Here is a 21,346-nt window from a genome sequence, read left to right on the forward strand (position 1 = left end):
CAGACGAGTAGAACCTGAATGCCCACACGAATCTCTAGCTGCGAAGTGCAGTACATTTGCAGTATCTGGAGAGGGTATGAGCACAAGCAAGACGGCCACGCTGACGTTCCGCATTGACCCGGGGCTGAAAGAGGCACTTCGCATGGCAGCGGATCAGGAACATCGGTCTATAGCAAACATGATCGAGGTACTGATTCGGAACTACTGCGAGCAGCGCGGTATTGCGATTCCGCTCTCCGAGGAAATCAAGAACAACCACGGAGTGCGTTAGTGATCAAAACGGTCAAACAAGCCTGCCGGTTTAACCCGATCATTCGGGACTATCGGATGGCCCAAGGCATCGAGAACCTCTCAGACCTCATCGATGATGCGGGCGACGGCCGCGAGTTCTTCTCGCGCAACTTCGTCACCCACGGCATGGATCAGCTTTTCCGTGAGGGTTTGCTGCGTCTGTCCGGCAAGTCCGACCAGGCTGTTTTCGAACTGACCCAGGCGATGGGCGGCGGTAAGACGCACATGATGATCGCGTTAGGGTTGCTCGCCCGGCACCCGCACCTCCGCAAGGAAGTTCTGTCTGCCGATCTGGCTTCGCGCATCGAATTCGGCCACGCACGCATCGCCGCTTTCAACGGCCGCAACAACCCCGACAACTTCATTTGGGGGGAAATCGCCACCCAGCTCGGGGCTTCAGAAGCCATCAAGCCGTTTTGGGCGAACGGGCCGAAGGCCGTCGATCAGCGCCAATGGAAGGAAATCATCGGCGACCAGCCGACCCTGATCCTGTTGGACGAGTTGCCGCCCTATCTGGACAACGCCAGCACGCAGGTGTTCGGCAAAGGCACGCTAGCCAACATGGCGGTCTACAGCCTCTCTAGTCTGATGAGCGCCGCCCTGGAGCTGCCCAACTGCGCGATCGTGATCGCCAACCTATCGGGCAGCTACAAGGCCCAGACCAAGGCGCTGGCCGACGCCGTCTCAAACCTGCAGCAGGAAACCCGTCGTCAGGCAATGACCATCACGCCGGTGCAACTGGCGGGCAATGAGATCTACGAAATCCTGAAAAAGCGCCTCATTGACGATCTGCCGGATGACCGTGTCGTTTCTGACATCGCGGAGGAGTACGCGCAGCAGATCAAGAAAGCCGAGGACGGCGGCTACATCGTTGCAAGCAGCATCGAGCAGATCGCCGAGCAGGTCCGGGAAACATATCCCTTCCATCCGTCCTTCAAGCACCTTGTCGCGCTGTTCAAGGAGAACGAAGGCTTCCGCCAAACTCGAGGCTTGATGCAGTTCACCGCGCGCCTGCTCAAGAGTGTGGATGAGCGCGAAGCGGATGATGTCTTCCTGGTCGGCACGCAGCATCTCAACTTGAATGACGAGCAGGTCAAGGACGAGATCGAGCGCATTGCGCCCAAGCTGATGCCTGCGGTAACTCGCGACATCGCCGACGTAGGCAATGCCATTGCCGAGCACATCGATGTCGAACTGGCTGGCGATGCCGCGCAGCAGCTCATGACCTTGCTTCTGTCGTCCAGTCTTTCCCGCGCCGTCGGCGGCCGTATTGGCCTGTCGGAGAGTGAACTGATCGAGTTCCTGACCGCGCCCCAGCGCAAGCCGGACGAATTCCTGCAGGCTTTGCAGCGTCTACGCGAATCTGCGTGGTACCTCCACCGTGAAGAGCAACGCTTTTTCGTCAAAGAAACCGAGAACCTCTCACGCCAGATAGAGCGCAATGCCAAAGAGGTTCCGCAGCCCAAGATCGATCAGGCGCTCATCAACCGCCTCTCCGGCATCCTCGCACCGGACAGCAAGATCGCCTATCAGGACGTGCAGGTGCTGCCCAGGCTGGATGAACTCAAGCTCGGCGGTCCACGCACGCTGGTCGTCATCAAGCCGGATGGTAAGGTGCCGCCCAGCGAATTGCAGAACTTCTTCGAATACCAGCAGGAGAAGAACAACTTGCTGGTGCTGAGCGGCCAGGACAGTCTGCTGGCCGACGCGGTTGAAGAACGGCTGCGTGACCTCTACGCCATCGAGCAAATTCACAAGCGCCTCAAGTCAGGCGACACCTTGTTCGAGGAAGCCCGCGACCGTTTCGAGGAATCGGAAGATCGCTTCGGCAAGGCGCTGTCGGCGGCATATAACCGCCTGTATTTCCCTGCCAATGATCCGGTGGACGGGCGCGACGTGCTCGCTGGGGTCACCATTGACCAGGGTCTCAAGCTCGGCCAGGGCGATCAGTCAGCCGAAGCGCAGATTGAAAAACTGCTGGCAAGCCCGCGCGCCGATTACAAACTCGTGGCCGAACTGGGCAAGGACAACCTCGACGAGTACTTCGCGCAGGCGGAGGAATACCTGTGGCCTTCCGGCAAGGACAACCGTCGCACGCCCTGGAAGGATGTCGCCACCCGCGCCAAGTGCTCGCCCATCTGGCCATGGATGCCGGGTGCCAGCGGGCTGGATGCGCTCAAGGCCGATGCCCTGAAGCAAGGCCGCTGGCGTCTAGGCGAGGACGGCTACATCGAGAAGGGGCCGTTTCCCAAGGACAAGGCCACCGTCAACGTCTCTGTCATCAACGTCAAGCCAGACACTGGCGAGACGGTGCTCAGCCTTACGCCACGCCACGCAGGCGACAGCCCCGTCGTCTACTGGTCGAGTAAGCCCGACGTTTCCGATAGGAACAACAAAGTCGAAGACCTGGACAACTTCACCACCGGCGAGGGCACGGTCTACTTTGTGGTCAAGGAGCCCACTGGGCGCTATGAAAGCGGCCCGGCCACTCGCTGGCTCGCCGACCTCAAGATTCGTTATCAGGTCGAACCAGCTGCTGACAAGCGCCGTGTCACCATAGCGGCCACACCGCACGCCGATATCTTCTTTACCTTGGACGGCTCCAACCCCAAGGACGGCACCCGCTACGACGCGCCGTTCGAGATCGGTTCCGCAAGCTGCCGCCTGCTGGTATTTGCCCGCGCGGGCGAGGCCAACAAGACGGCGGACTTCCAGATCCCGGCCAGCGGCGATAGGACGGTGCAGATCGTCGACAGCAAGCCCGCACGCCTTCAAGGCAAGCGCGTTGCTCTCGACACCACCGACCGCGTCTTCGGTGTCATCAACCGCTTCCGCGATCAGCCGGGGACGCGCTTCAAGGGTGTGCGCGTCGAGATCGGTGAGGGCGAGAACACGGTGACCGTGCGCTTTCAGGATCGCGAAGTCACCGCCGCCATCATCGAAGGTGTGGTCAATAGTCTGCGTGAAGTGCTCAAGGAGCCCGACGCACCGCTCAATATCGCCATTGCCGACGGCATTGCCTTCGATACCGGTTTTGCGCTCAAGGAGTTCGCCAAGCTCGCCGGAATTGAGCTGAAGCCTGGCGATATCAATCAGGAGGAATGAGGATGGCCAAAGCCGCAGCCAACACTCCATCGCCTAAGGCGCGTGCTCAGGTGCTGCACACGCTGGGCTTTGGCGTGCCTGCGACTTCTGATCCTCATCACTTCAAGGTCATCATTCCCAAAGCCAGTTCGGGCAAGGTGCAGATCAGCGAACACCTGGGCTTGCAGGCGGCAAGCAGCGACAGCGCGGTGATCGACCGCGTCCTACTGGATCGCCCGCGCTGGACAGCCATTCGCGCCGAGGTGCAACGTGCCTTCAACGCCCGCCTGTCCGCGCACGGCATCAAGCCCGGTGCTTGGAAGGTGGGCGACAACCCCTTGGATCGCCTGCTCGGCAAGGAATTGTGCGTACTGGCCTGGGCCGTCGAACAGATGGAGATGGAGAAAATTCCGGTGGCCGTGCGCAACTGGCTGGCGCTGCGCCCGGAGGAACGCTGGTGGCTGTTCGGCATGACGGCTATGAGTACCGGCGGGGCAATGGACGCGGTCAAGGGCTGGCGCGCTGCGCTCAAACACGCCTTGGGCGATGTGGCGCAGAGCGAACTGCTTGCTCCTCGTGCACGCCGTGGCAAGGTTGAACAGGATGTTGCCCAGGCCTCCTTGGGTCTGTTCGGAGACCAAGCGCCATGAACGCCGTGCTCGTGCCACCGCAGCCTAAGATCTACCACATCGCCCATGTGGATCGTCTTCCCTCCATCGTGGCCGACGGCTTTCTGTGGTGTGATGCGGAGATCGTGCGACGCGTGCCGCCGGGCACCACCATTGGCATGAACGGCATCAAGCAGCGGCGCTTGAACGAACTGCGCCTCAGCAGCCACCCCGACCTTCACGTTGGGGACTGCGTGCCGTTTTACTTCTGCCCGCGCTCCGTCATGCTCTATCTAATCTATCAGGGCAACCATCCGGAGATGGCCTATCGCGGCGGGCAAGGGCCTGTAGTGCATTTTGAAGCCGATCTGAGAGCGGTCGTTGCGTGGGCCAATGCGCAAGCTACGCGCTGGGCATTCACCCTCTCGAACGCGGGTTCATACTTCTTCGAAGACCGTAACGACCTCGAGCGACTGAACGAGATCAACTGGACTGCCGTGCAAGCCCGCGACTGGCGGGCGCACAAGGAAGGCAAGCAGGCCGAGTTCCTGCTGCAACAGCGCTTCCCCTGGCATTTGATCGAACGCATCGGCGTTCACTCGGCGGCCATCTACGGTCAAGTTGTTAACGCCCTTCCGGCACACGGACACCGGCCAACGGTTGAAGTGCGCCCGGACTGGTATTACTGAAATATGAGGAGCACAGCCATGATCGAGTACACCTCGGGCGACATCCTCCAATGTGAGGCCGACGCCCTGGTCAACACCGTCAACTGCGTCGGTGTGATGGGGCGTGGCATCGCCTTGCAGTTCAAGAACGTTTACCCCGAAAACTTCAAGGCTTACGAAGCGGCCTGCAAGCGCGAAGCCGTGCAGCCTGGCCGCATGTTCGTTTTTGAGACGGGGCAGCTCACCCTACCGCGCTTCATCATCAACTTCCCGACCAAGCGCCACTGGCGCGGCAAAAGCCGCATCGAGGACATCCAGACGGGCCTTGTCGACCTAGTCAAGGTCATTCGCGACAAGGGCATTCGTTCCATAGCCATTCCGCCGCTGGGTGCAGGCTTGGGCGGCTTGGACTGGAACGAGGTGCGTCCTCGCATTGAACTTGCGCTGGCAGAGCTTGCTGACGTACGGGTGCTAGTGTTCGAGCCCAAGGGCGCACCGGCGATTGACAAGATGGCGCATGTGCGCGAGGTGCCCAAAATGACGGCGGGCCGCGCCGCCTTGGTGGAGCTGATGCAGCGCTACCTCGGTGGCCTGCTCGACCCCTTCGTCACCCTGCTGGAAGTCCACAAGCTGATGTACTTCATGCAGGAGGCCGGTGAACCCCTGCGTCTCCAGTACGTCAAGCATCACTACGGCCCCTACGCTGAGAACCTTCGGCATGTGTTGAAGGCAGTGGAAGGCCATCTGATCGCGGGTTATGCCGACGGTGGCGATGCGCCTGACAAACCACTCACACTGGTGCCCGGCGCAGTGGAAGACGCCAAGGACTACTTGGATCAGCACTACATCAGCCGTGCCCGCTTCGAGCGTGTGACCAAGCTAGTGGAAGGCTTCGAGTCACCCTACGGGCTGGAACTTTTGGCCACCGTACATTGGGTGATGAGCCGCGAGGGCGCCACACAGCACGAGGGCGTGGAGCGCCAAGTCTATGAATGGAATGCTCGCAAGCGGCAATTCACGCCTCGTCAGCTTGCCATTGCCGAAGAGCGGCTGCGCTCCCAAGGCTGGCTGTCGCCTGAAGTGGCTTCGGCCCATTAAGGATTCATCAGGGAATGCAGAAAACAACAATTGCCCTCACGCCCTTGGCTCTGAAAGATGCGCCCACGCTCATCGAGACCGTCTTCCCCGCTCAGAAGGTGTCATTCGAGGCGCAAAAGGAACGCAAGGCTGGCGCGGGGCAAACACTCACAGCATTAGGTTCGTACTGGAAAGGCCGCAAGCCTCTGATCCTTGTACGTGCCATCGTACTCGGCAGCCTATTACCTCCGACGGAAGATGCGGAGGCAGATCTCGTCCTTTTCGAAAAGCTCATGGCTTTTGATGACGAGAGCTTGGCGCGGCGAGCGCTGGCGGCGAATGCCTTTTCAGCAACCAAGTTGCAAGAGTTGATTCCGATTTCCGATCCGGAACATTACTTCGGCGGGCGTAGTTGGCGTCGCGACATCGAAGACGACGATAAGCTTGTCTTGTACCGCCGCGCACTGGCCACGCTATCGAGCTACGAAGAAAAGGCAAGTCTAGGCAAGCGCCCAGAGGAGGTGGATCAGGATTGGCTCTATACGCCAGTGTGGGCTGAGGTAAATCGTCACTATGCGCATCTGGGCGTGAATGTGAAATCCCTACCAGAACTGGTGGAACAACTGGGCATCCTGCGCTACGGTCATCGTCCACGTGTCGGCGACACCTTCAGCGGCGGTGGCTCCATCCCGTTCGAGGCCGCACGGATCGGCTGCGACGTCTACGCCTCAGACCTCAACCCAATCGCCTGCATGCTGACCTGGGGTGCCTTGAACATCATTGGCTCAAGCAAAGAAAATCGGGCCGAAATCGAAAAGGCGCAAGAGCATGTTGCCCAAGCCGTAGATGAGGAAATCACGAGGCTTGGCATCGAGCACGACAAACAAGGAAATCGTGCCAAGGCATACCTCTATTGTCTTGAGGCGCGCTGCCCGGAAACAGGTTGGCTAGTACCGATCGCACCCAGTTGGATCGTTGCAAAAACCGGCAATGTTATTGCGCGTTTGAATCCAGATTTTGAGAAAAAACGCTTCGATATCGAAATTGTCCGCGGCGCGTCAAATGCCGAAATGAAAGCCGCCCAAAAAGGAACGCTTCAAAATGGTGAGATGATTTACGAGCTCAACGGAAAATCATTTAGAACCCCAATTAAGACCTTGCGGGGAGATTATCGCTTGCCAGATGGATCGTCGAGCAACCGCTTGCGGCGATGGGGCGAAGATGATTTCAAACCTCGCCCGGATGACGTTTTCCAAGAACGCCTATACGCCATTATGTGGGCGATCAAGGACTCGTCGGGAAAAGCGCGGCCAGAGGTTCTTATTGCCGCACCCACAGCAGACGATATCTTCAATGATGAGCTGGTTGAGTCCATAGTTGCCAAAAATCTGTCCGCCTGGCACGCGAAGGGGCTTATTCCAAATATGGAAATCGAGACGGGCGACAAGACGGAAGAACCCATCAGAACTCGCGGGTGGACATATTGGCATCACCTTTTCTCCCCTAGACAACTGCTTATGTTGGCGTTGGTACGGAGGGAAATCTCAAAACTGGACAAAGGCCTACAAAGCAAGGTGATCGCATTTCTCCCAGATGCAATCCAACGATCAGCAAAACTTTGCATTTGGGATACTTTTCCGGGGCCTGGGCGAATGCCAAAAATCGCTCAAGTTTTTAGTGATCAAGCCCTAAATACGCCAATGAACTGGGGGTTAGGGCATGGCCTTATCTAGCACCGGTATTCGTGGGAGTGCCTGACATTCATGACCGTCCACCAGTTGTGGGGGATGCCGTTATCCGATCATCCGAGGCGGCCAAGATTGCTGAAAATTGTGAGCTTTATATTACAGACCCTCCTTATGCGGATGCTGTCATTTACCACGAGATCACTGAGTTCTTTATCGCTTGGCTGCGTAGGAACTCACCCGAACCCTTCGATGATTGGGTGTGGGATTCGCGGCGCGCATTAGCCATCAAGGGTTCCGGCGAAGACTTTCGGCACGGGATGGTCGCCGCCTACAAAGCGATGGCCGAACACATGCCCAACAACGGCATGCAGTGCGTGATGTTCACCCATCAAGACACCGCCGTATGGGGTGACCTCATTGGAATTTTCTGGGCGGCAGGCTTGCAGGTGGTCGCTGCGTGGTACATCGCGACTGAAACCACGTCAGGCAAGGTTGGCGCATTCGTCCAGGGCACCGTCATCTTGATGCTGAAAAAACGCGCTGCAGGTGAGCGCACCGGTTTTAAGCAGCGTCTGTTGCCTGCTGTGCGCCAAGAGGTGGCGCGCCAGATCGAGACCATGATGCATCTCAACGACACGGTGCAGGCCAGCCATGGCGAGCCTGTGTGGGGTGACTCCGACTTGCAGATGGCCGGTTACGCAGCGGCGCTCAAGGTGCTGACCGCTTACACCCGGATCGGAGATGAAGACGTCACGTCCTTTGCACTGCGCCCTCGCGCACGTGGAGAAGTGACCGTGGTGGACGAAATCGTCCAACAGGCAGCGGAAACTGCATCCAGCCTGCTAGTGCCCGAGGGCCTTACCGTCGACGCCTGGGAGCGCCTCACCGGCATCGAGCGGTTTGTGCTGCGGATGATGGACATGGAAACCACAGGTGCGGCCAAGCTGGACAACTATCAGAACTTCGCCAAGGCCTTCCGCGTTTTGGACTATGCCCGTGTGATGGGCGACATGCGGCCCAACAACGCACGCCTCAAGCGCATCAGCGAATACGCTTCGCGAGATCTGACGGATGCCACCGAGATCGGCATGACACGGCTGGGACAACTCATCATTGCCTTGCAGCAACTGCTCAAGGACACCGTGGCGCAAGTCATCGTCGAACAACTGCGCGCCGAGATGGCGGACTTTCTCGAAGTCCGGCCGCTGCTGGTTGACATGCTGGCCTTCATCGAGCGTAAGGCTCCCGAATCCGAGGTGCGCTCTGCCGCCGAGGTACTGGGCGCACGCCTCAAAAATCTGCGCTTCGGCGAGTAAGGCCCTGAGGCATGAGCATTCGGCGCTTCTCTTCGCGTACCAATCGGCTGGATGCCAGCTTCCTAATGCAGCATCTGGCAGGAGCCAGAAGCTACAAGCGCATCGCGGGCTACTTCACCAGCTCTTTGTTTGAGGTGGCAGGCGAGGCGCTGGAGCACATCCCCGAGGTCAAGATCGTCTGTAACGTGGACATCCACCCGGACGACCTCAAAGTGGCGCAGTTGCGTGAGAGCAAGATGCTGGGCCGCTGGAACGAGCGCGCCCTGGAGGCCGAGGCACTGCTGAACCGGGAACGCTACCGGCGACTGGACGCCTTCCTCATCAAGCATGGGCAGGCTGTGCGCATCGCGCCCGACGACATCTGCGGTTTCGTGCATGGTAAGGCGGGCGTGATTACCCTGGCGGATGGCAGCAGACTGGGCTTCATCGGGTCGATGAACGAGACGCGCAGCGGCTGGCAGCGCCACTACGAAATCCTGTGGGAAGACGAATCCCCAGAGGGCGTGGCGTGGATCGAAGAAGAATTCGACTATCTCTGGAATGCCGCGAAACCGCTGCCGCAGGCTGTCATCCGCGAGGTGCATCGGCGCGGCTACCGACGCGAGATCGAGTTCATCGAAATCGAAGACGAGGAAGATCTTGCGCCTGCAGCACTGATTGAATCGCCCCTTTACCGGGAAGGTCAGCAGCTACAGCCGTGGCAGCAGGGTTTCCTGACCGAGTGCCTGCGCCATCAGCGTCTGTACGGCACGGTTCGCCTGCTGCTGGCCGACGAAGTAGGACTGGGCAAGACGCTGTCGCTGGCCACGGCCGCGTTGACGCTATGCCTGTTGTCCGACAAGGACAATGGGCCGCGCCGTCCGGTCGTGATCTTTGCCCCTGCCACGCTAACAGAACAATGGCAGACCGAAATGCTGGACAAGCTGGGCATTCCGACCGCACGTTGGGATACCGTAGGCAAGGTCTGGCTGGATGCTGACGAGCGCGTGCTGTCGCCTGCTGGACGTGAGCAGATTGCCCGTTGTCCACTGCGCATCGGCATTGTCTCCACCGGCTTGATGATGCGCGATTCGTTAGAAAAGCAGCATTTGCTTGGCATGCGCTTCGGTGTAGTGATCCTCGACGAAGCGCACAAAGCCAGAACCCGCCAGGGCTTCGGCAAGGAAGCCGGAACACCGAACGAACTGCTGGCCTTCATGCGCGAGATCGCCGCGCGTGCCGATCACGTGCTGTTGGGCACGGCCACCCCTATCCAGACTAACCCTGCCGACCTGTGGGACTTGTTGGGCATCTTGCACCAAGGCCCGGGGCGCTTTGTGCTGGGGCACGACCTTGCGCCGTGGCATCGGCCAGATGAAGTGCTCGATATCGTTGCTGGTCGCGTTGAGGTGGAAACGTTGGCTCACGCGTGGGAGCTGCTGCGCTCACCGCTGCCGCGCATGGAATCAACCAGCGAGCCTCGCGCTCGTCGCTTGTTTTCTGCTATCCGGCAAGACTTGGGATTGCACAACGGTGACTGGCAAACCAACCGTTCGCTGGCTGAGCTGACAGAAGAGACGCGTGAGATTCTGGAGGAGGAGCTTGATCGCCGCATTGCTGGGGCGACCTTGTTCCAACGCGAGAACCCGTTGGTGCGCCACGTTGTTTTGCGCAAGCGCCAGCAACTTGAAGAAACTAAGGACAAGGACGGCAAGCCCTTGTTGACCCCAGTGGGAGTAGACGTTCATCCCGAGCGCGAGCATGCGTCAGAGCAACGCGCCTTCGACATGTTGTTTGAAGGCAAGGCGCTTCGAACTTCCGAGAACTTCCGGCAGGCATATGGCGAGGCGCGCGCCTTCGGCAAAGCACTGGCTAAACGCGGCAAGGGTAGCGGCTTCATGAAGAACCTGATGGAGCAGCGCATTTGTTCCAGCATCCACGCGGGCCTCTCGACGGCGCAGCGCTTGCTGGAGGGCGACGCCGTGCTTGAAGAGGACGAAGAGCAGGAGGGTAACGTCAAAGTCGAGACAGGCGAGGAGCGCGAGGTGCTGCAACGCCTGATCGACCGGCTGGAGTGGCTCGAAGTCGACCCGAAGATGGATGCCGTCGTTCACTTCCTCGAAAAGGAGAAATGGCTGGACTTGGGTGTCATCATCTTCAGCCAGTACTACGACACGGCGAAATGGTTGGCCGATTCGCTTGCCGCCCGCTACCCCGAGGAGGCAGTTGGCCTGTACGCAGGGGCAGGTCGTAGTCGCCTCTACCAGCGCGGCGACAGCGTGAGTGTCGAGCGCGAAACGCTCAAACGCATGGTGGCCGAGCACGAGATTCGCGTCATGGTGGCGACCGACGCCGCCTGCGAAGGCTTGAACCTGCAAACCCTTGGCACCTTGATCAACATCGATCTGCCTTGGAATCCCACGCGTCTCGAACAGCGCATCGGCCGCATCAAACGCTTCGGACAGCGGCGTGAAACTGTGGACATGCTGAACCTCGTGTTCGAACAAACCGTAGACGAGAAAATCTACGAGCGCCTGTCCGAGCGCATGAAGAACCGCTATGACCTCTTCGGCTCCCTGCCGGACACCATCAAGGACGAGTGGATCGAGGACATCGAAACGCTGGGCGAACGGCTGGACGAGTACATCAACGCCCAGAAAACCGCGACCGGCTTTGACCTGCGCTACACCGGCACGATGATGCCACCGGACAAGGATTGGCGCGAGTTTACGGAAGTGCTGTCGCGGCGCGATCTCGTCACCTTGATGAGTACAGCGTGGGGGTGACTAAGAAGCTCGGATCGCTCGGTACCTGGCGTCGCTGATGGCGCCGCAAGAAATCAAGGACCGGTATCGCAATGCGAGCTTCGTCGGAAACAATCGGGTTGTTTTCAACATCAAAGGCAACGACTACCGCTTGATCACCGCTGTGGCCTACCGATTCGAGGCGATCTACATCAAATTCATCGGTACCCATGCCGATTACGATCGAATTGACGCCCACACCATAAAAGTGGAGTAGCTCCATCAACATCCGCCCCATCCGTACCGAAGCTGACTACAAGGCCGCCCTGAAGGCGGTTTCGCCGTATTTCGACCAGGAGCCAGCGGCCGGGACCGAAGACGCAGATCGCGTCGAGGTGCTGCTCGCGCTGATCCAGGTCTACGAGGCGAAGAATCACCCGATCGATCCACCCGATGCCATCGAGGCGATCAAGTTTCGGATGGAGCAGCAGGGCCTCTCAGTGAAAGATCTGGAACCGTTCATCGGCCAGCGCAACCGGGTGTACGAGGTCCTGAATCACAAGCGGCCCTTGACACTGCGCATGATTGGCAAGATCCACCGTGGTCTTGATCCATGGCAGCGACGACGAGAGGTTCATGCTCGCAGCGTAGGTCTTCAGGCCGGAGAACTTCAGCCTCGGCAACTGAACATCTGGTCGAGCACGACAGTCTGCGCTCATCAATCAGGCAACCCCGCCTTGCGGAGGCCGTCGATCAGCCGCGCGCGCTGCGCGAGGAAGACTGGGTCGGTCGAGGGATTGAGGAACACGACATAGGCAATCGAGTCATTTGGCAATAGCTCGCGATGCCTGGCCATGTGGGCGGCAGCCTCGGCGTCATGTCCGCGCAGCGCATCGATCGCGGCGAGCATCGCATAGGGTTGCCCGCTGTTCGGATATTCGGCGGCCCACCTCATCGCCCACCGATAGGCTTCGTCATCCCTGCCTTGCACGAAATTCGCGGTCGCCGACAGCGCATAGACGGCATACAACAGGCGCGCGTCCGCCGGACTGAGCCCGCGGGCCTTGTCGATTTCCTGCTGGGCTTCGGCAAAGCGGCCCTCCCAGATCCGCATACGCGCAACGAAGAGGTGGGCGAAGGCGTAGTTCGGACTGATCTCCAATGCCTTGTTGTACATCGCCATCGCCTCGGCCGGCTGTCCACTCAGTGCGAGCAGGCTACCCCAAGGCAGGAGGTTTTCTGGCACGTCAGGACGCAGTTCCATCGCCCTTTTGAGCGCTTTCTTGCCGGGTTCGAGCAGGCTCTGCGGGGCGCGGCTGAAGTAGTTGACGATCTCGATCAGGTAGCTGGAACCCACCCCTTGGAGCGCGACCACCGAATCGGGGTCGACTTTCAGTGCCGCCTCGAAGCGGCTGCGAGCCCGCAACACGTCGTCGCGCGTCACGAAGCGATTCAGGTCGCGCCAGCCCAGGCTGGTCAGATCGGCGGCATCGACCACGTGGCCGGGCCGACTGGCTTGCGCGTTGTCGATTTCGTAAAACTGCATGCGAAAGGCACTGGCAACGCGCTGGTCCAGGTTGGAGTGCTGGGCATCGGCAGGCGTCGGGAAGGTCGACCGGTTCAACCGGATCACCTCGCCGGTCTCGACCGAGGTCAGGGTCGAATCGATGACGATGGCGCCGCCGGCGCGCGTCACGCGACCGCCAATGACGTAGCGGACCCCCAGTTCGCGCCCGATGTGCGCAATGTCGGGCGCAGGCGCGTTGTAGCGCGCGGTCGACGCCGGGCCGATCACTCGCATTGCTTGTCGCAGCGAGATCTGCGCGCTGATGTCGTCAGCCAGCGCATTCCCGAGCACCGAAGTGCCGCCAGGCTCGTCGGCATCGACCAGCGGCAACACCGCAACGGCATGGCGTGCAGCCAGCTCGTCGTCGATGCGGAACGGCGCGGGCTGGCGAATCTTCCAGACCGCACCGGCGACGCCCAGAAGCAACGTGCAGATGAATGGGACCAGCCACCATCGCCGGATCGGATTCCGGCGCGTGCGTTTCGGTCCATCCATCGCCGGCTCGGCTTGGGGCAATTCCTGAGGTCGGGGGCCAGCCTTTCGACCGTGGTGTCGAGCATGTAGCCACGGCGCGGCAGCGTCTTGATCAACGCGCCCCGATCTCCCAGCGCCGCACGCAACTCACCGACGCATTGAACCAACGAGTCGTCGCCGACAACTACCGACCCCCACAGGGCCCTGATCAATTCTTCCTTTCCGAGCAGCCGGCCCGGATGGTCGAGCAGATGGCGCAGCAAGGCGCGCGGTTTGGGTCGCAACGAGATAGCGACGCCATCCTTGCGCAGTTCGTCGCGCCGCGAATCGAACTCGAAGCCGGCAAAGGCCGCGATGCCGTCGCCGACGGCGTCTGGCGCACCGATCGGGGGCCCGTCGCCGATTCGGTGATTGATCGTCGATCGTTCGTCGTTCATTCGGCCACCCCTCGGGCGCTGCGTGCCCACCAGCACTAGCGTCGGCACACCGGCCACCAAACCGCATTTTGATCTTTACATACCAAGATGGGGGTTTTCGTGAGCACTCAAAACAAGCCCCGCCCCGCGACGATCGGCCGTTGCCTGATCCGCGCGTTCTTGTGCATGGTGGCGGTCCCTTACCTCTCGGACGACCCCGTGCCTGCGCCGCCTTCGGTCCGTCGAAGCTGCCCGGCGGACCTGTCTGGCTCGAAGGCAGGCGGGTTCAAGGGGTCGCCGACGTCGCGTTCATCCGCATCACCCGGAGTCGAACGTTCCCCAGCCCCAGCCGTCCCACGTCCCTACCTGGAGCGGTCTCGCGAGTGGGAAGGGAGTGTCGAGATTGGGACCCGGGATCTTGGTGCGTGAACCCGTCCGACGGAGCGCTCAACGCGGTCTTGTCAGACTGCCAGGCCCAAAACAAAAAAGACCGGAAGCCTTTGGAAGCTTCCGGTCTTGTATCTGGTCCCGCCGCCAGGAATCGAACCTGGATCTCAGCCTTCGGAGGGCCGAATTCTATCCGTTGAAATACAGCGAGGATTGGGTTTCCGACGTGGTCGGAAGACCGCCATTATCGCCTATCAGCCGCAGCTTGGCTGCTCCGGCTTCCCAAAACCCAGCCCCGCGAGGTAGACGCGGAAGGTGCGGCGGCCGGTCGAGACGAGGTCGAAGGCCTCCGGGTCGAGCAGCCAGTTCTGGATCAGCCCGTTGATGAGCGCGTGCAGCCCCTGCGCCGCCTGCGCCGCCGGGAGGGGCAGCTTGATGCGCGCGCGGCGGGCCTCGGCGACCATGGCCTTCTCGAAGTCGAACACGCATTCGTTGCGCAGGTCCAGGTGGCGGCGGTGCACCGATTGCATGTCGTGCGTGTATTCGACCTTGTGGGTGGCCACCTCGAACACGCGGCGCATCTGCGGGTCGGTGGTCATGAGCTTGAGGGCCTCGACCATCATGCGTTCGATGCCCTCCATCGAGCCATCCTTCGCGACCTTCTCCACGGCGGCTTCCAGCGGAAGCGTGACGCGGTCCATCATGGCGTTGAAGAGGTCCGCCTTGTCCTTGAAGTGCCAGTAGATGGCGCCGCGCGTGGTGCCGGCCTGCTGGGCGATCTGCTGCAGCGTGGTCTGCGAAACGCCCTGCGACTGGAACAGCACCTCCGCCGCGTCGAGCAGACGCTGGCGGGTCTCCTGAGCCTCTTCCTTGGTACGCCTCGCCATTTTTTGTCTCCCGTTCCTAGAATCGCCCTTTGCGCGTAAAGGGTGTCACTATACATGCACGAATGTATGTAAACTAGCGCCCTTTCCCGATAGCCAGCTTCGCCGTGGTGCTTTATAGGCGCTCGCGCGGACAGGCGCTGTCCCCGTCCTCGCTACAAAGGATTCGCATGCCCAACCTGCATGTCTCGCGCCCCTTTTTGTTCTCGCCGCGCCTGGCGGCCGTTTCCGCCGCCACCGCCATGCTCCTGACACTCGCGGCCTGCGGCAAGGGCGAAGCCCCCGCAGCAGGCGGCCATGGCGGTGCGGCACCGCCGGCGCCTGAAGTGGGCGTGGTGGTTGCGACGCCGACGAGCGTCGGTCTGTTGACGGAGCTGCCGGGCCGGCTGGAAGCCTCGCGCGTGTCGGAGGTGCGCGCCCGCGCGGCCGGCATCATGATGGAGCGGGTCTTCAAGGAAGGCAGCGACGTGAAGGCCGGCCAGTTGCTGTTCCGCATCGACCCCGCGCCGTATGCCGCCGCCGCGCGCAGCGCCGAAGCGAGCCTGACGCGGGCCGAAGCGAACGCCGTGCAGGCCAAGGCGCTGGCCGAGCGCTACAAGCCGCTGGTGGCGGCCAATGCGGTCAGCAAGCAGGAATACGACAACGCGGTGGCCGCGCAGAAGACGGCCGAGGCCGACGTGGGTGTGAGCCGCGCGGCGCTGACGACGGCCAAGATCAATCTGAGCTACACGCAGGTGACGGCGCCGATTTCGGGCCGCATCGGCCGCGCGCTGGTGACCGAGGGCGCACTGGTGGGCCAGGGCGACGCGACCCAGCTCGCGGTGATCCAGCAGATCGACCCGATCTACGTGAACTTCACGCAGTCCGCCACGGACGTGATGCGCCTGCGCCGCCAGATGGAGGCCGGCCAGTTCAAGCGCGCCGAAGGCGCGAACGCGGCCAGTGTGCGCGTGGTGCTCGAAGACGGCACCGAATATCCGCTGCCCGGCCGGCTGCTGTTCTCCGACCTGACGGTGGATTCGACGACCGGCCAGGTCACGCTGCGCGCCGAGGTGCCGAACCCGCAAAAGAACCTGCTGCCGGGCCTCTACGTGCGGGTGCGCGTGGAGCAGGCGCAGGCGGCCGACGCGATCACGCTGCCGCAGCAGGCGGTGACGCGCACGCAGCAGGGCGACACGGTGACGGTGGTGGCGGACGACGGCAAGCTCAGCAAGCGCAGCGTCAAGATCAGCGCCGCGCAGAACAACCAGTGGGTGGTGATCGACGGCCTGAAGGCCGGCGAAAAGGTGATGGTCGACGGCTTCCAGAAGCTGCAGATGATGCCGCCCGGCACGCCGGTGAAGCCGGTGCCATGGAAGCCCGCGGGCGCAGCGCCTGCTCCTGCTGCCGCGGCAGCCGCTCCGGCTCCTGCCGCCGACAAGAAGAAAGAGTAAGGAGCGCGCCCGCATGGCCAAGTTCTTCATCGATCGACCGATCTTTGCGTGGGTGATCGCGCTGTTCATCATCGTGATGGGCAGCATGGCGATCACGCAGCTCCCGATCTCGCAATACCCGCCCGTGGCGCCGCCCGCGATCATCGTCAGCGCCGCCTATCCCGGCGCGTCGGCACAGACGCTGGAAGACAGCGTGCTGTCGGTGATCGAGCGCGAAATGAATGGCTCGCCCGGCCTCATCTATATGGAGTCGGTCGCGCAGGCGGACGGCACCGGCACGATCACGATCACCTTCGAAACCGGCACCAACGCCGATCTCGCGCAGGTGGACGTGCAGAACCGGCTGTCGCGTGCCACCCCACGCCTGCCCGCGGCGGTGACGCAGCAGGGGGTGCGCGTGGACAAGTCGCGCAACAACTTCCTGCTGTTCACGATCCTCTCGTCGGACAACCCGGCCTACGACCCGATCGCGCTGGGCGACTACGCATCGCGCAACGTGGTGCCCGAACTGCAGCGCGTCGCCGGCATCGGCCAGGCGCAGCTCTTCGGCACCGAGCGCTCGATGCGCGTGTGGATCGACCCGGCCAAGCTGCAGGGCTACAACCTGTCGGCCGGCGACGTGAACAACGCGATCAAGGCGCAGAACGCGCAGGTGTCGTCGGGCGTCATCGGCGACCTGCCGAACGTGCCGGGGCAGGCGATCTCGGCCACGGTGGTGGTGAACGGCCAGCTCTCGACGGTGGAGCAGTTCGGCAACATCGTGCTGCGCGCGAACACCGACGGCTCGACGGTGCGGCTGCGCGACGTGGCCCGCATCGAACTGGGCGGACAGGCCTATTCGACCTCGGCCCGCCTGAACGGCCAGCCCGCGGTCGGTATCGGCGTGCAGCTCGCGCCGAGCGGCAACGCGCTGCAATCGGCCAAGCTGATCCGCGCCAAGATGGAAGAGCTCTCGAAGTTCTTCCCGCAGGGCGTGAAGTGGACCATCCCCTACGACAGCTCGCGCTTCGTGAGCATCTCCATCACCGAAGTGGTGAAGACGCTGTTCGAGGCGGTGGCGCTGGTGTTCCTGGTGATGTTCCTGTTCCTGCAGAACTGGCGCTACACGATCATCCCGACGATCGTGGTGCCGATCGCTTTGCTGGGCACTTTCGCGACGCTGCTGGCGCTGGGCTTCTCGATCAACGTGCTGACGATGTTCGGGATGGTGCTGGTGATCGGCATCGTGGTGGACGACGCGATCGTGGTGGTCGAGAACGTCGAGCGCATCATGAGCGAGGAAGGCCTTCCGCCGCTCGAAGCCGCGCGCAAGGCGATGCGCCAGATTTCGGGCGCGATCATCGGCGTGACGGTGGTGCTGATCTCGGTGTTCGTGCCGCTGGCCTTCTTCGCGGGCTCGACCGGCAACATCTACCGCCAGTTCTCGGCGGTGATGGTGGCGTCGATCGGCTTCTCGGCCTTCATGGCGCTGTCGCTCACGCCGGCGCTGTGCGCGACGCTGCTCAAGCCGGTCGAGGCGGGGCATCACCACGAGAAGAAGGGCTTCTTCGGCTGGTTCAACCGCGGGTTCACGCGCACGGCCAGGGGTTATGAGAGCGTGGTGGCGCGCGTCCTGCGCCGGGCGACGCGCTACCTGATCGTCTACGTGGCGATCATCGGCGCGGTCGCCGTGGTCTACACCCGGCTGCCCACCTCGTTCCTGCCGCAGGAAGACCAGGGCAACATCATCGTGAACGTGCAGCTCCCGCCGGGCGCGACGCAGGAGCGGATGCTGTCGGTGATCAAGGACGTCGAGGGCTACATCCTCAAGCAGCCCGAAGTGCAGAGCATGGTGGGCGTGCTGGGCTTCAGCTTCTCGGGCCAGGGCCAGAACGCCGGCCTCGCCTTCGTGACGCTGAAGGACTGGGACGAACGCAAGGACCCGGCGCATTCCGCCGATGCGCTGGCGGGCCGTGCCTTCGGCGCGCTCTCCGGCATCCGCGATGCGTTCATCTATCCGCTGAGCCCGCCGCCGATTCCTGAACTGGGCAACGCGAGCGGCTTCACCTTCCGCCTGCAGGACCGCGCGGGCGCGGGGCACGAGGCGCTGATCAACGCGCGCAACCAGCTGCTGGGCATGGCGAGCAAGAGCCCGCTGCTGATGCAGGTGCGCCCGGATGGCCTCGAAGACGCACCGCAGCTGCAGATCGACATCGACCGCGACAAGGCGAACGCGCTGGGCGTGACCTTCGACGCAATCAACACGACGCTGTCGACGGCGCTGGGCTCGTCCTATGTCAACGACTTCCCGAACCGGGGCCGCCTGCAGCGCGTGGTGGTGCAGGCCGATGCGCCGGCCCGGATGCAGCCGGAAGACCTGCTGAAGCTCAACGCGAGCAACAGCAAGGGCGTGCCGGTGCCGCTGTCGGCCTTCGCGAGCACGCGCTGGGTGACGGGTGCGCAGCAGACGGTGCGCTACAACGGCTATCCGGCCGTGCGCATCTCGGGCTCGGCCGCACCGGGCTACAGCTCGGGCGCCGCGATGGCGGAAATGGAGAAGCTGGCGGCGCAACTGCCGCCAGGCTTCGGCTACGAATGGACCGGCCAGTCGCGTGAGGAAAAGCTCGCGGGTTCGCAGGCCACCATCCTCTACGGCTTCGCGATCCTGGCGGTGTTCCTGTGCCTTGCGGCGCTGTACGAAAGCTGGACGATCCCGCTGTCGGTGATCATGGTGGTGCCGCTGGGCGTGCTCGGCGTGCTGCTGGCGACGCTGCTCCGCTCATACTCGAACGACGTGTACTTCCAGGTGGGGCTGATCACGATCATCGGCCTGTCGGCGAAGAACGCGATTCTGATCATCGAGTTCGCGAAGGACCTGCAGGCGCAGGGCAAGGGCGTGATCGAGTCGGCGCTGGCCGCGGCGCACCTGCGGTTCCGCCCGATCATCATGACCTCGCTGGCCTTCGGTCTCGGCGTGGTGCCGCTGGCGCTGGCCTCGGGCGCGGGCTCGGCGAGCCAGCGCGCGATCGGCACCGGGGTGCTGGGCGGCATGCTGACCGGCACCGCGCTCGCGGTGATCTTCGTGCCGGTGTTCTTCGTGGTCGTTCGCAGGCTCTTCAAGGGCAGCGAGCGTCAGCACCGGCAGACAAGCGCCACGCGGAAGCCGCGGGCATCGAGGAAGAGAAATGAAGCACACCCCGGCGAGTAAGCTCACCCCCAGGCTCGCGCACTTCGTGTCGCTCTCCACCCCCTTGCAGGGGGCAACACCAGCGGCCCGGCAAAGCCGGTTCCGCGGTGTTTCCCGAACGGGCCTTGCCGCTGTCGCGGCGGCCTCGGCTGTGTTCCTCGGCGGGTGCTCTTTGGCGCCCAAGTACGAGCGGCCGGAACCGCCTGTGCCTGCGGCGTTTCCGAACGCGGCGGCGCCGGCGGCGCAGCAGCCGCCTGCTTCCACCATCGCGTGGCAGGACTACTTCACCGATCCGCGCCTCGTGAAGCTGATCGAGACGGCGCTCGCGAACAACCGCGACCTGCGTGTCTCGGTGCTCAACATCGAGCAGGCGCGCGCGCAGTTCCAGATCCAGCGCTCGGCGCTGTTCCCGTCGCTCAACGCCTCCGCGAGCCAGACGCGGCAGCGGCCCTCGGTGACGGGGATCGGCAAGGTGTCGGAGGTCGATCAGGTCAGCGTCGGCATCACGTCGTGGGAGATCGATTTCTTCGGCCGCATCGCGAGCCTGAAGGACGCGGCGCTCGCGCAATACCTCGCCACCGAGGAATCACGCAAGGCGGCGCAGATCAGCCTCGTCAGCGCGGTCGCGACGGGCTGGCTCACGGTGTTGAGCGACGACGAGTTCCTCGAGATCACGCGCCGCACGATGGAGACGCGCGACGAGTCGCTCAAGCTGACCAAGCTGCGCTTCGACAACGGCGTGGCGTCGGAGATCGACTACCGCTTTGCCGAGTCGCAGGCCGAGACCGCGCGCGCCGCCTACGCGCAGCAGCAACGCCTGCGCATGCAGGACGAGAACGCGCTCGCGCTGCTGATCGGTGCGCCGGTGCCGCCTGAGGCGTTCGCCGGCAGCGCGGCGGGCCTGCAGGCGCTCACGCCGATGCAGGACCTGCCGGCGGGGCTGCCGTCGGACCTGCTCACGGAGCGGCCCGACATCCGCGCGGCCGAGCAGCAGTTGATTGCCGCCAACGCCAACATCGGCGCCGCACGAGCCGCGTTCTTCCCGCGCGTGACGCTGACGTCGTCGATCGGCACCGCGAGCAACGAGTTCTCGGGGCTCTTCAAGAGCGGCTCGAAGGCCTGGAGCTTCGCGCCGCAGATCACGCTGCCGATCTTCGACGCGGGCCGCAACCGAGGCCGGCCTCGATTCGGCGAAGGCCCAGCGCGAGATCGCGGTGGCGCAGTACGAGAAGGCCATCCAGACCGCGTTCCGCGAAGTCGCCGATGCGCTCGCCGGCCAGGCGACCTTCAACGAGGAGTTGCGCGCGCTGATCGCGCAAGCCAACGCGGAGGAGATCCGCTTCAAGCTGTCGGACATGCGCTATCGCAACGGCATCGCGAGCGGACTCGATCTGCTGGATGCGCAGCGGTCGCTGTACACGGCGCAGCTGGCCACCGCGCAGGCGCGTCAGGCGAAGCTGCAGAACCAGGTGGCGCTCTACAAAACGCTGGGCGGGGGCTGGAGTACGAGGTAGATAGGCACACCCCCAGCCTCGCCCACTTCGTGTGGCTCGGGCACCCCTTG

The 21,346-nt window shown here is 62.6% G+C and carries 12 protein-coding genes, 1 tRNA gene and 4 pseudogenes; 13 read left to right on the forward strand and 4 right to left on the reverse strand.

The features are described 5' to 3' along the window. The first annotated feature begins 76 nt into the window (after nucleotides 1-76). From ACQ858_RS20210 to ACQ858_RS20255, 10 genes and pseudogenes are all read left to right on the forward strand, one after another. Entirely contained in the window at nucleotides 77-271 is a 195-nt protein-coding gene (locus ACQ858_RS20210; protein ID WP_431274337.1) for a hypothetical protein, read from the forward strand. Beyond that, on the forward strand, nucleotides 271-3,396 hold the full coding sequence (locus tag ACQ858_RS20215; RefSeq protein ID WP_431274338.1) for an anti-phage-associated DUF499 domain-containing protein: 3,126 nt from the start codon (nucleotides 271-273) through the stop codon (nucleotides 3,394-3,396). Before ACQ858_RS20210 ends, ACQ858_RS20215 begins: the two co-directional genes overlap by 1 nt. Nucleotides 3,397-3,398: 2 nt before the next feature. After that, entirely contained in the window at nucleotides 3,399-4,025 is a 627-nt protein-coding gene (locus ACQ858_RS20220; protein ID WP_431274339.1) for an anti-phage-associated DUF3780 domain-containing protein, read from the forward strand. Beyond that, nucleotides 4,022-4,672 carry a type II toxin-antitoxin system toxin DNA ADP-ribosyl transferase DarT gene (darT, locus tag ACQ858_RS20225; protein WP_431274340.1) on the forward strand — a complete coding sequence of 217 codons (651 nt, stop codon included), beginning with the start codon at nucleotides 4,022-4,024 and terminating at the stop codon, nucleotides 4,670-4,672. Before ACQ858_RS20220 ends, darT begins: the two co-directional genes overlap by 4 nt. An 18-nt stretch (nucleotides 4,673-4,690) precedes the next feature. Next, a complete protein-coding gene (gene darG / locus ACQ858_RS20230; RefSeq protein ID WP_431274341.1) occupies nucleotides 4,691-5,749 on the forward strand; it encodes a type II toxin-antitoxin system antitoxin DNA ADP-ribosyl glycohydrolase DarG in 1,059 nt (352 codons plus the stop codon). A gap of 14 nt (nucleotides 5,750-5,763) precedes the next feature. Beyond that, complete coding sequence (locus ACQ858_RS20235; protein ID WP_431274342.1) at nucleotides 5,764-7,461, forward strand: DUF1156 domain-containing protein; 1,698 nt, start codon at nucleotides 5,764-5,766, stop codon at nucleotides 7,459-7,461. A gap of 17 nt (nucleotides 7,462-7,478) precedes the next feature. Beyond that, nucleotides 7,479-8,732: a hypothetical protein gene (locus tag ACQ858_RS20240; protein ID WP_431274343.1), complete on the forward strand. Its 1,254-nt coding sequence runs from the start codon at nucleotides 7,479-7,481 to the stop codon at nucleotides 8,730-8,732. Between the two features lie 11 nt (nucleotides 8,733-8,743). Then, nucleotides 8,744-11,497, forward strand: coding sequence for a phospholipase D-like domain-containing anti-phage protein (locus ACQ858_RS20245; protein ID WP_431274344.1), 2,754 nt, complete (start codon nucleotides 8,744-8,746; stop codon nucleotides 11,495-11,497). A 28-nt stretch (nucleotides 11,498-11,525) separates the two neighbouring features. Beyond that, nucleotides 11,526-11,732, forward strand: a pseudogene (locus ACQ858_RS20250) (type II toxin-antitoxin system HigB family toxin); the annotation flags it as partial. 4 nt (nucleotides 11,733-11,736) lie between these two features. After that, a pseudogene (locus ACQ858_RS20255) lies at nucleotides 11,737-12,063 on the forward strand (helix-turn-helix domain-containing protein); the annotation flags it as partial. Between the two features lie 110 nt (nucleotides 12,064-12,173). Here ACQ858_RS20255 and ACQ858_RS20260 read toward each other — a convergent pair. The 4 genes from ACQ858_RS20260 to ACQ858_RS20275 form a co-directional block, all read right to left on the reverse strand. Beyond that, nucleotides 12,174-13,352: a tetratricopeptide repeat protein gene (locus ACQ858_RS20260; RefSeq protein ID WP_431274345.1), complete on the reverse strand. Its 1,179-nt coding sequence runs from the start codon at nucleotides 13,350-13,352 to the stop codon at nucleotides 12,174-12,176. Then, a complete protein-coding gene (locus ACQ858_RS20265) occupies nucleotides 13,247-13,933 on the reverse strand; it encodes a winged helix-turn-helix domain-containing protein (protein WP_431274346.1) in 687 nt (228 codons plus the stop codon). The genes ACQ858_RS20260 and ACQ858_RS20265 overlap by 106 nt, the downstream gene beginning before the upstream one ends. A gap of 502 nt (nucleotides 13,934-14,435) precedes the next feature. Further along, nucleotides 14,436-14,510: transfer RNA gene (locus ACQ858_RS20270), tRNA-Arg, on the reverse strand. 43 nt (nucleotides 14,511-14,553) lie between these two features. Then, the gene (locus ACQ858_RS20275; RefSeq protein WP_431274347.1) at nucleotides 14,554-15,186 is read right to left on the reverse strand and encodes a TetR family transcriptional regulator; all 633 of its coding nucleotides are present in this window, start codon (nucleotides 15,184-15,186) and stop codon (nucleotides 14,554-14,556) included. 167 nt (nucleotides 15,187-15,353) lie between these two features. Between ACQ858_RS20275 and ACQ858_RS20280 the strand changes: the two genes are divergently transcribed. The 3 genes and pseudogenes from ACQ858_RS20280 to ACQ858_RS20290 all read left to right on the forward strand — a co-directional run bounded on the left by ACQ858_RS20280 (nucleotide 15,354) and on the right by ACQ858_RS20290 (nucleotide 21,296). Further along, nucleotides 15,354-16,616 (forward strand): efflux RND transporter periplasmic adaptor subunit, encoded by a 1,263-nt coding sequence (locus ACQ858_RS20280; protein WP_431274348.1) that lies wholly within the window; start codon nucleotides 15,354-15,356, stop codon nucleotides 16,614-16,616. Between the two features lie 13 nt (nucleotides 16,617-16,629). After that, nucleotides 16,630-19,784 (forward strand): annotated as a pseudogene (locus ACQ858_RS20285) (efflux RND transporter permease subunit). A gap of 149 nt (nucleotides 19,785-19,933) precedes the next feature. Continuing rightward, nucleotides 19,934-21,296: pseudogene (locus tag ACQ858_RS20290) on the forward strand (efflux transporter outer membrane subunit). The last annotated feature ends 50 nt before the right edge of the window (nucleotides 21,297-21,346 follow it).

This window comes from Variovorax ureilyticus, from assembly GCF_050632185.1.
In the GTDB taxonomy this organism is placed as follows: Bacteria; Pseudomonadota; Gammaproteobacteria; order Burkholderiales; family Burkholderiaceae_C; genus Variovorax; species Variovorax ureilyticus_A.

Bases quoted from the DNA above. Each gene is read 5' to 3' on its own strand.
- ACQ858_RS20210 (WP_431274337.1), top strand. From the start codon at position 77: ATGAGCACAAGCAAGACGGCCACGCTGACGTTCCGCATTGACCCGGGG.
- ACQ858_RS20220 (WP_431274339.1), top strand. From the start codon at position 3,399: ATGGCCAAAGCCGCAGCCAACACTCCATCGCCTAAGGCGCGTGCTCAG.
- darT (WP_431274340.1), top strand. From the start codon at position 4,022: ATGAACGCCGTGCTCGTGCCACCGCAGCCTAAGATCTACCACATCGCC.
- darG (WP_431274341.1), top strand. From the start codon at position 4,691: ATGATCGAGTACACCTCGGGCGACATCCTCCAATGTGAGGCCGACGCC.
- ACQ858_RS20235 (WP_431274342.1), top strand. From the start codon at position 5,764: ATGCAGAAAACAACAATTGCCCTCACGCCCTTGGCTCTGAAAGATGCG.
- ACQ858_RS20245 (WP_431274344.1), top strand. From the start codon at position 8,744: ATGAGCATTCGGCGCTTCTCTTCGCGTACCAATCGGCTGGATGCCAGC.
- ACQ858_RS20265 (WP_431274346.1), bottom strand. From the start codon at position 13,933: ATGAACGACGAACGATCGACGATCAATCACCGAATCGGCGACGGGCCC.
- ACQ858_RS20275 (WP_431274347.1), bottom strand. From the start codon at position 15,186: ATGGCGAGGCGTACCAAGGAAGAGGCTCAGGAGACCCGCCAGCGTCTG.
- ACQ858_RS20280 (WP_431274348.1), top strand. From the start codon at position 15,354: ATGCCCAACCTGCATGTCTCGCGCCCCTTTTTGTTCTCGCCGCGCCTG.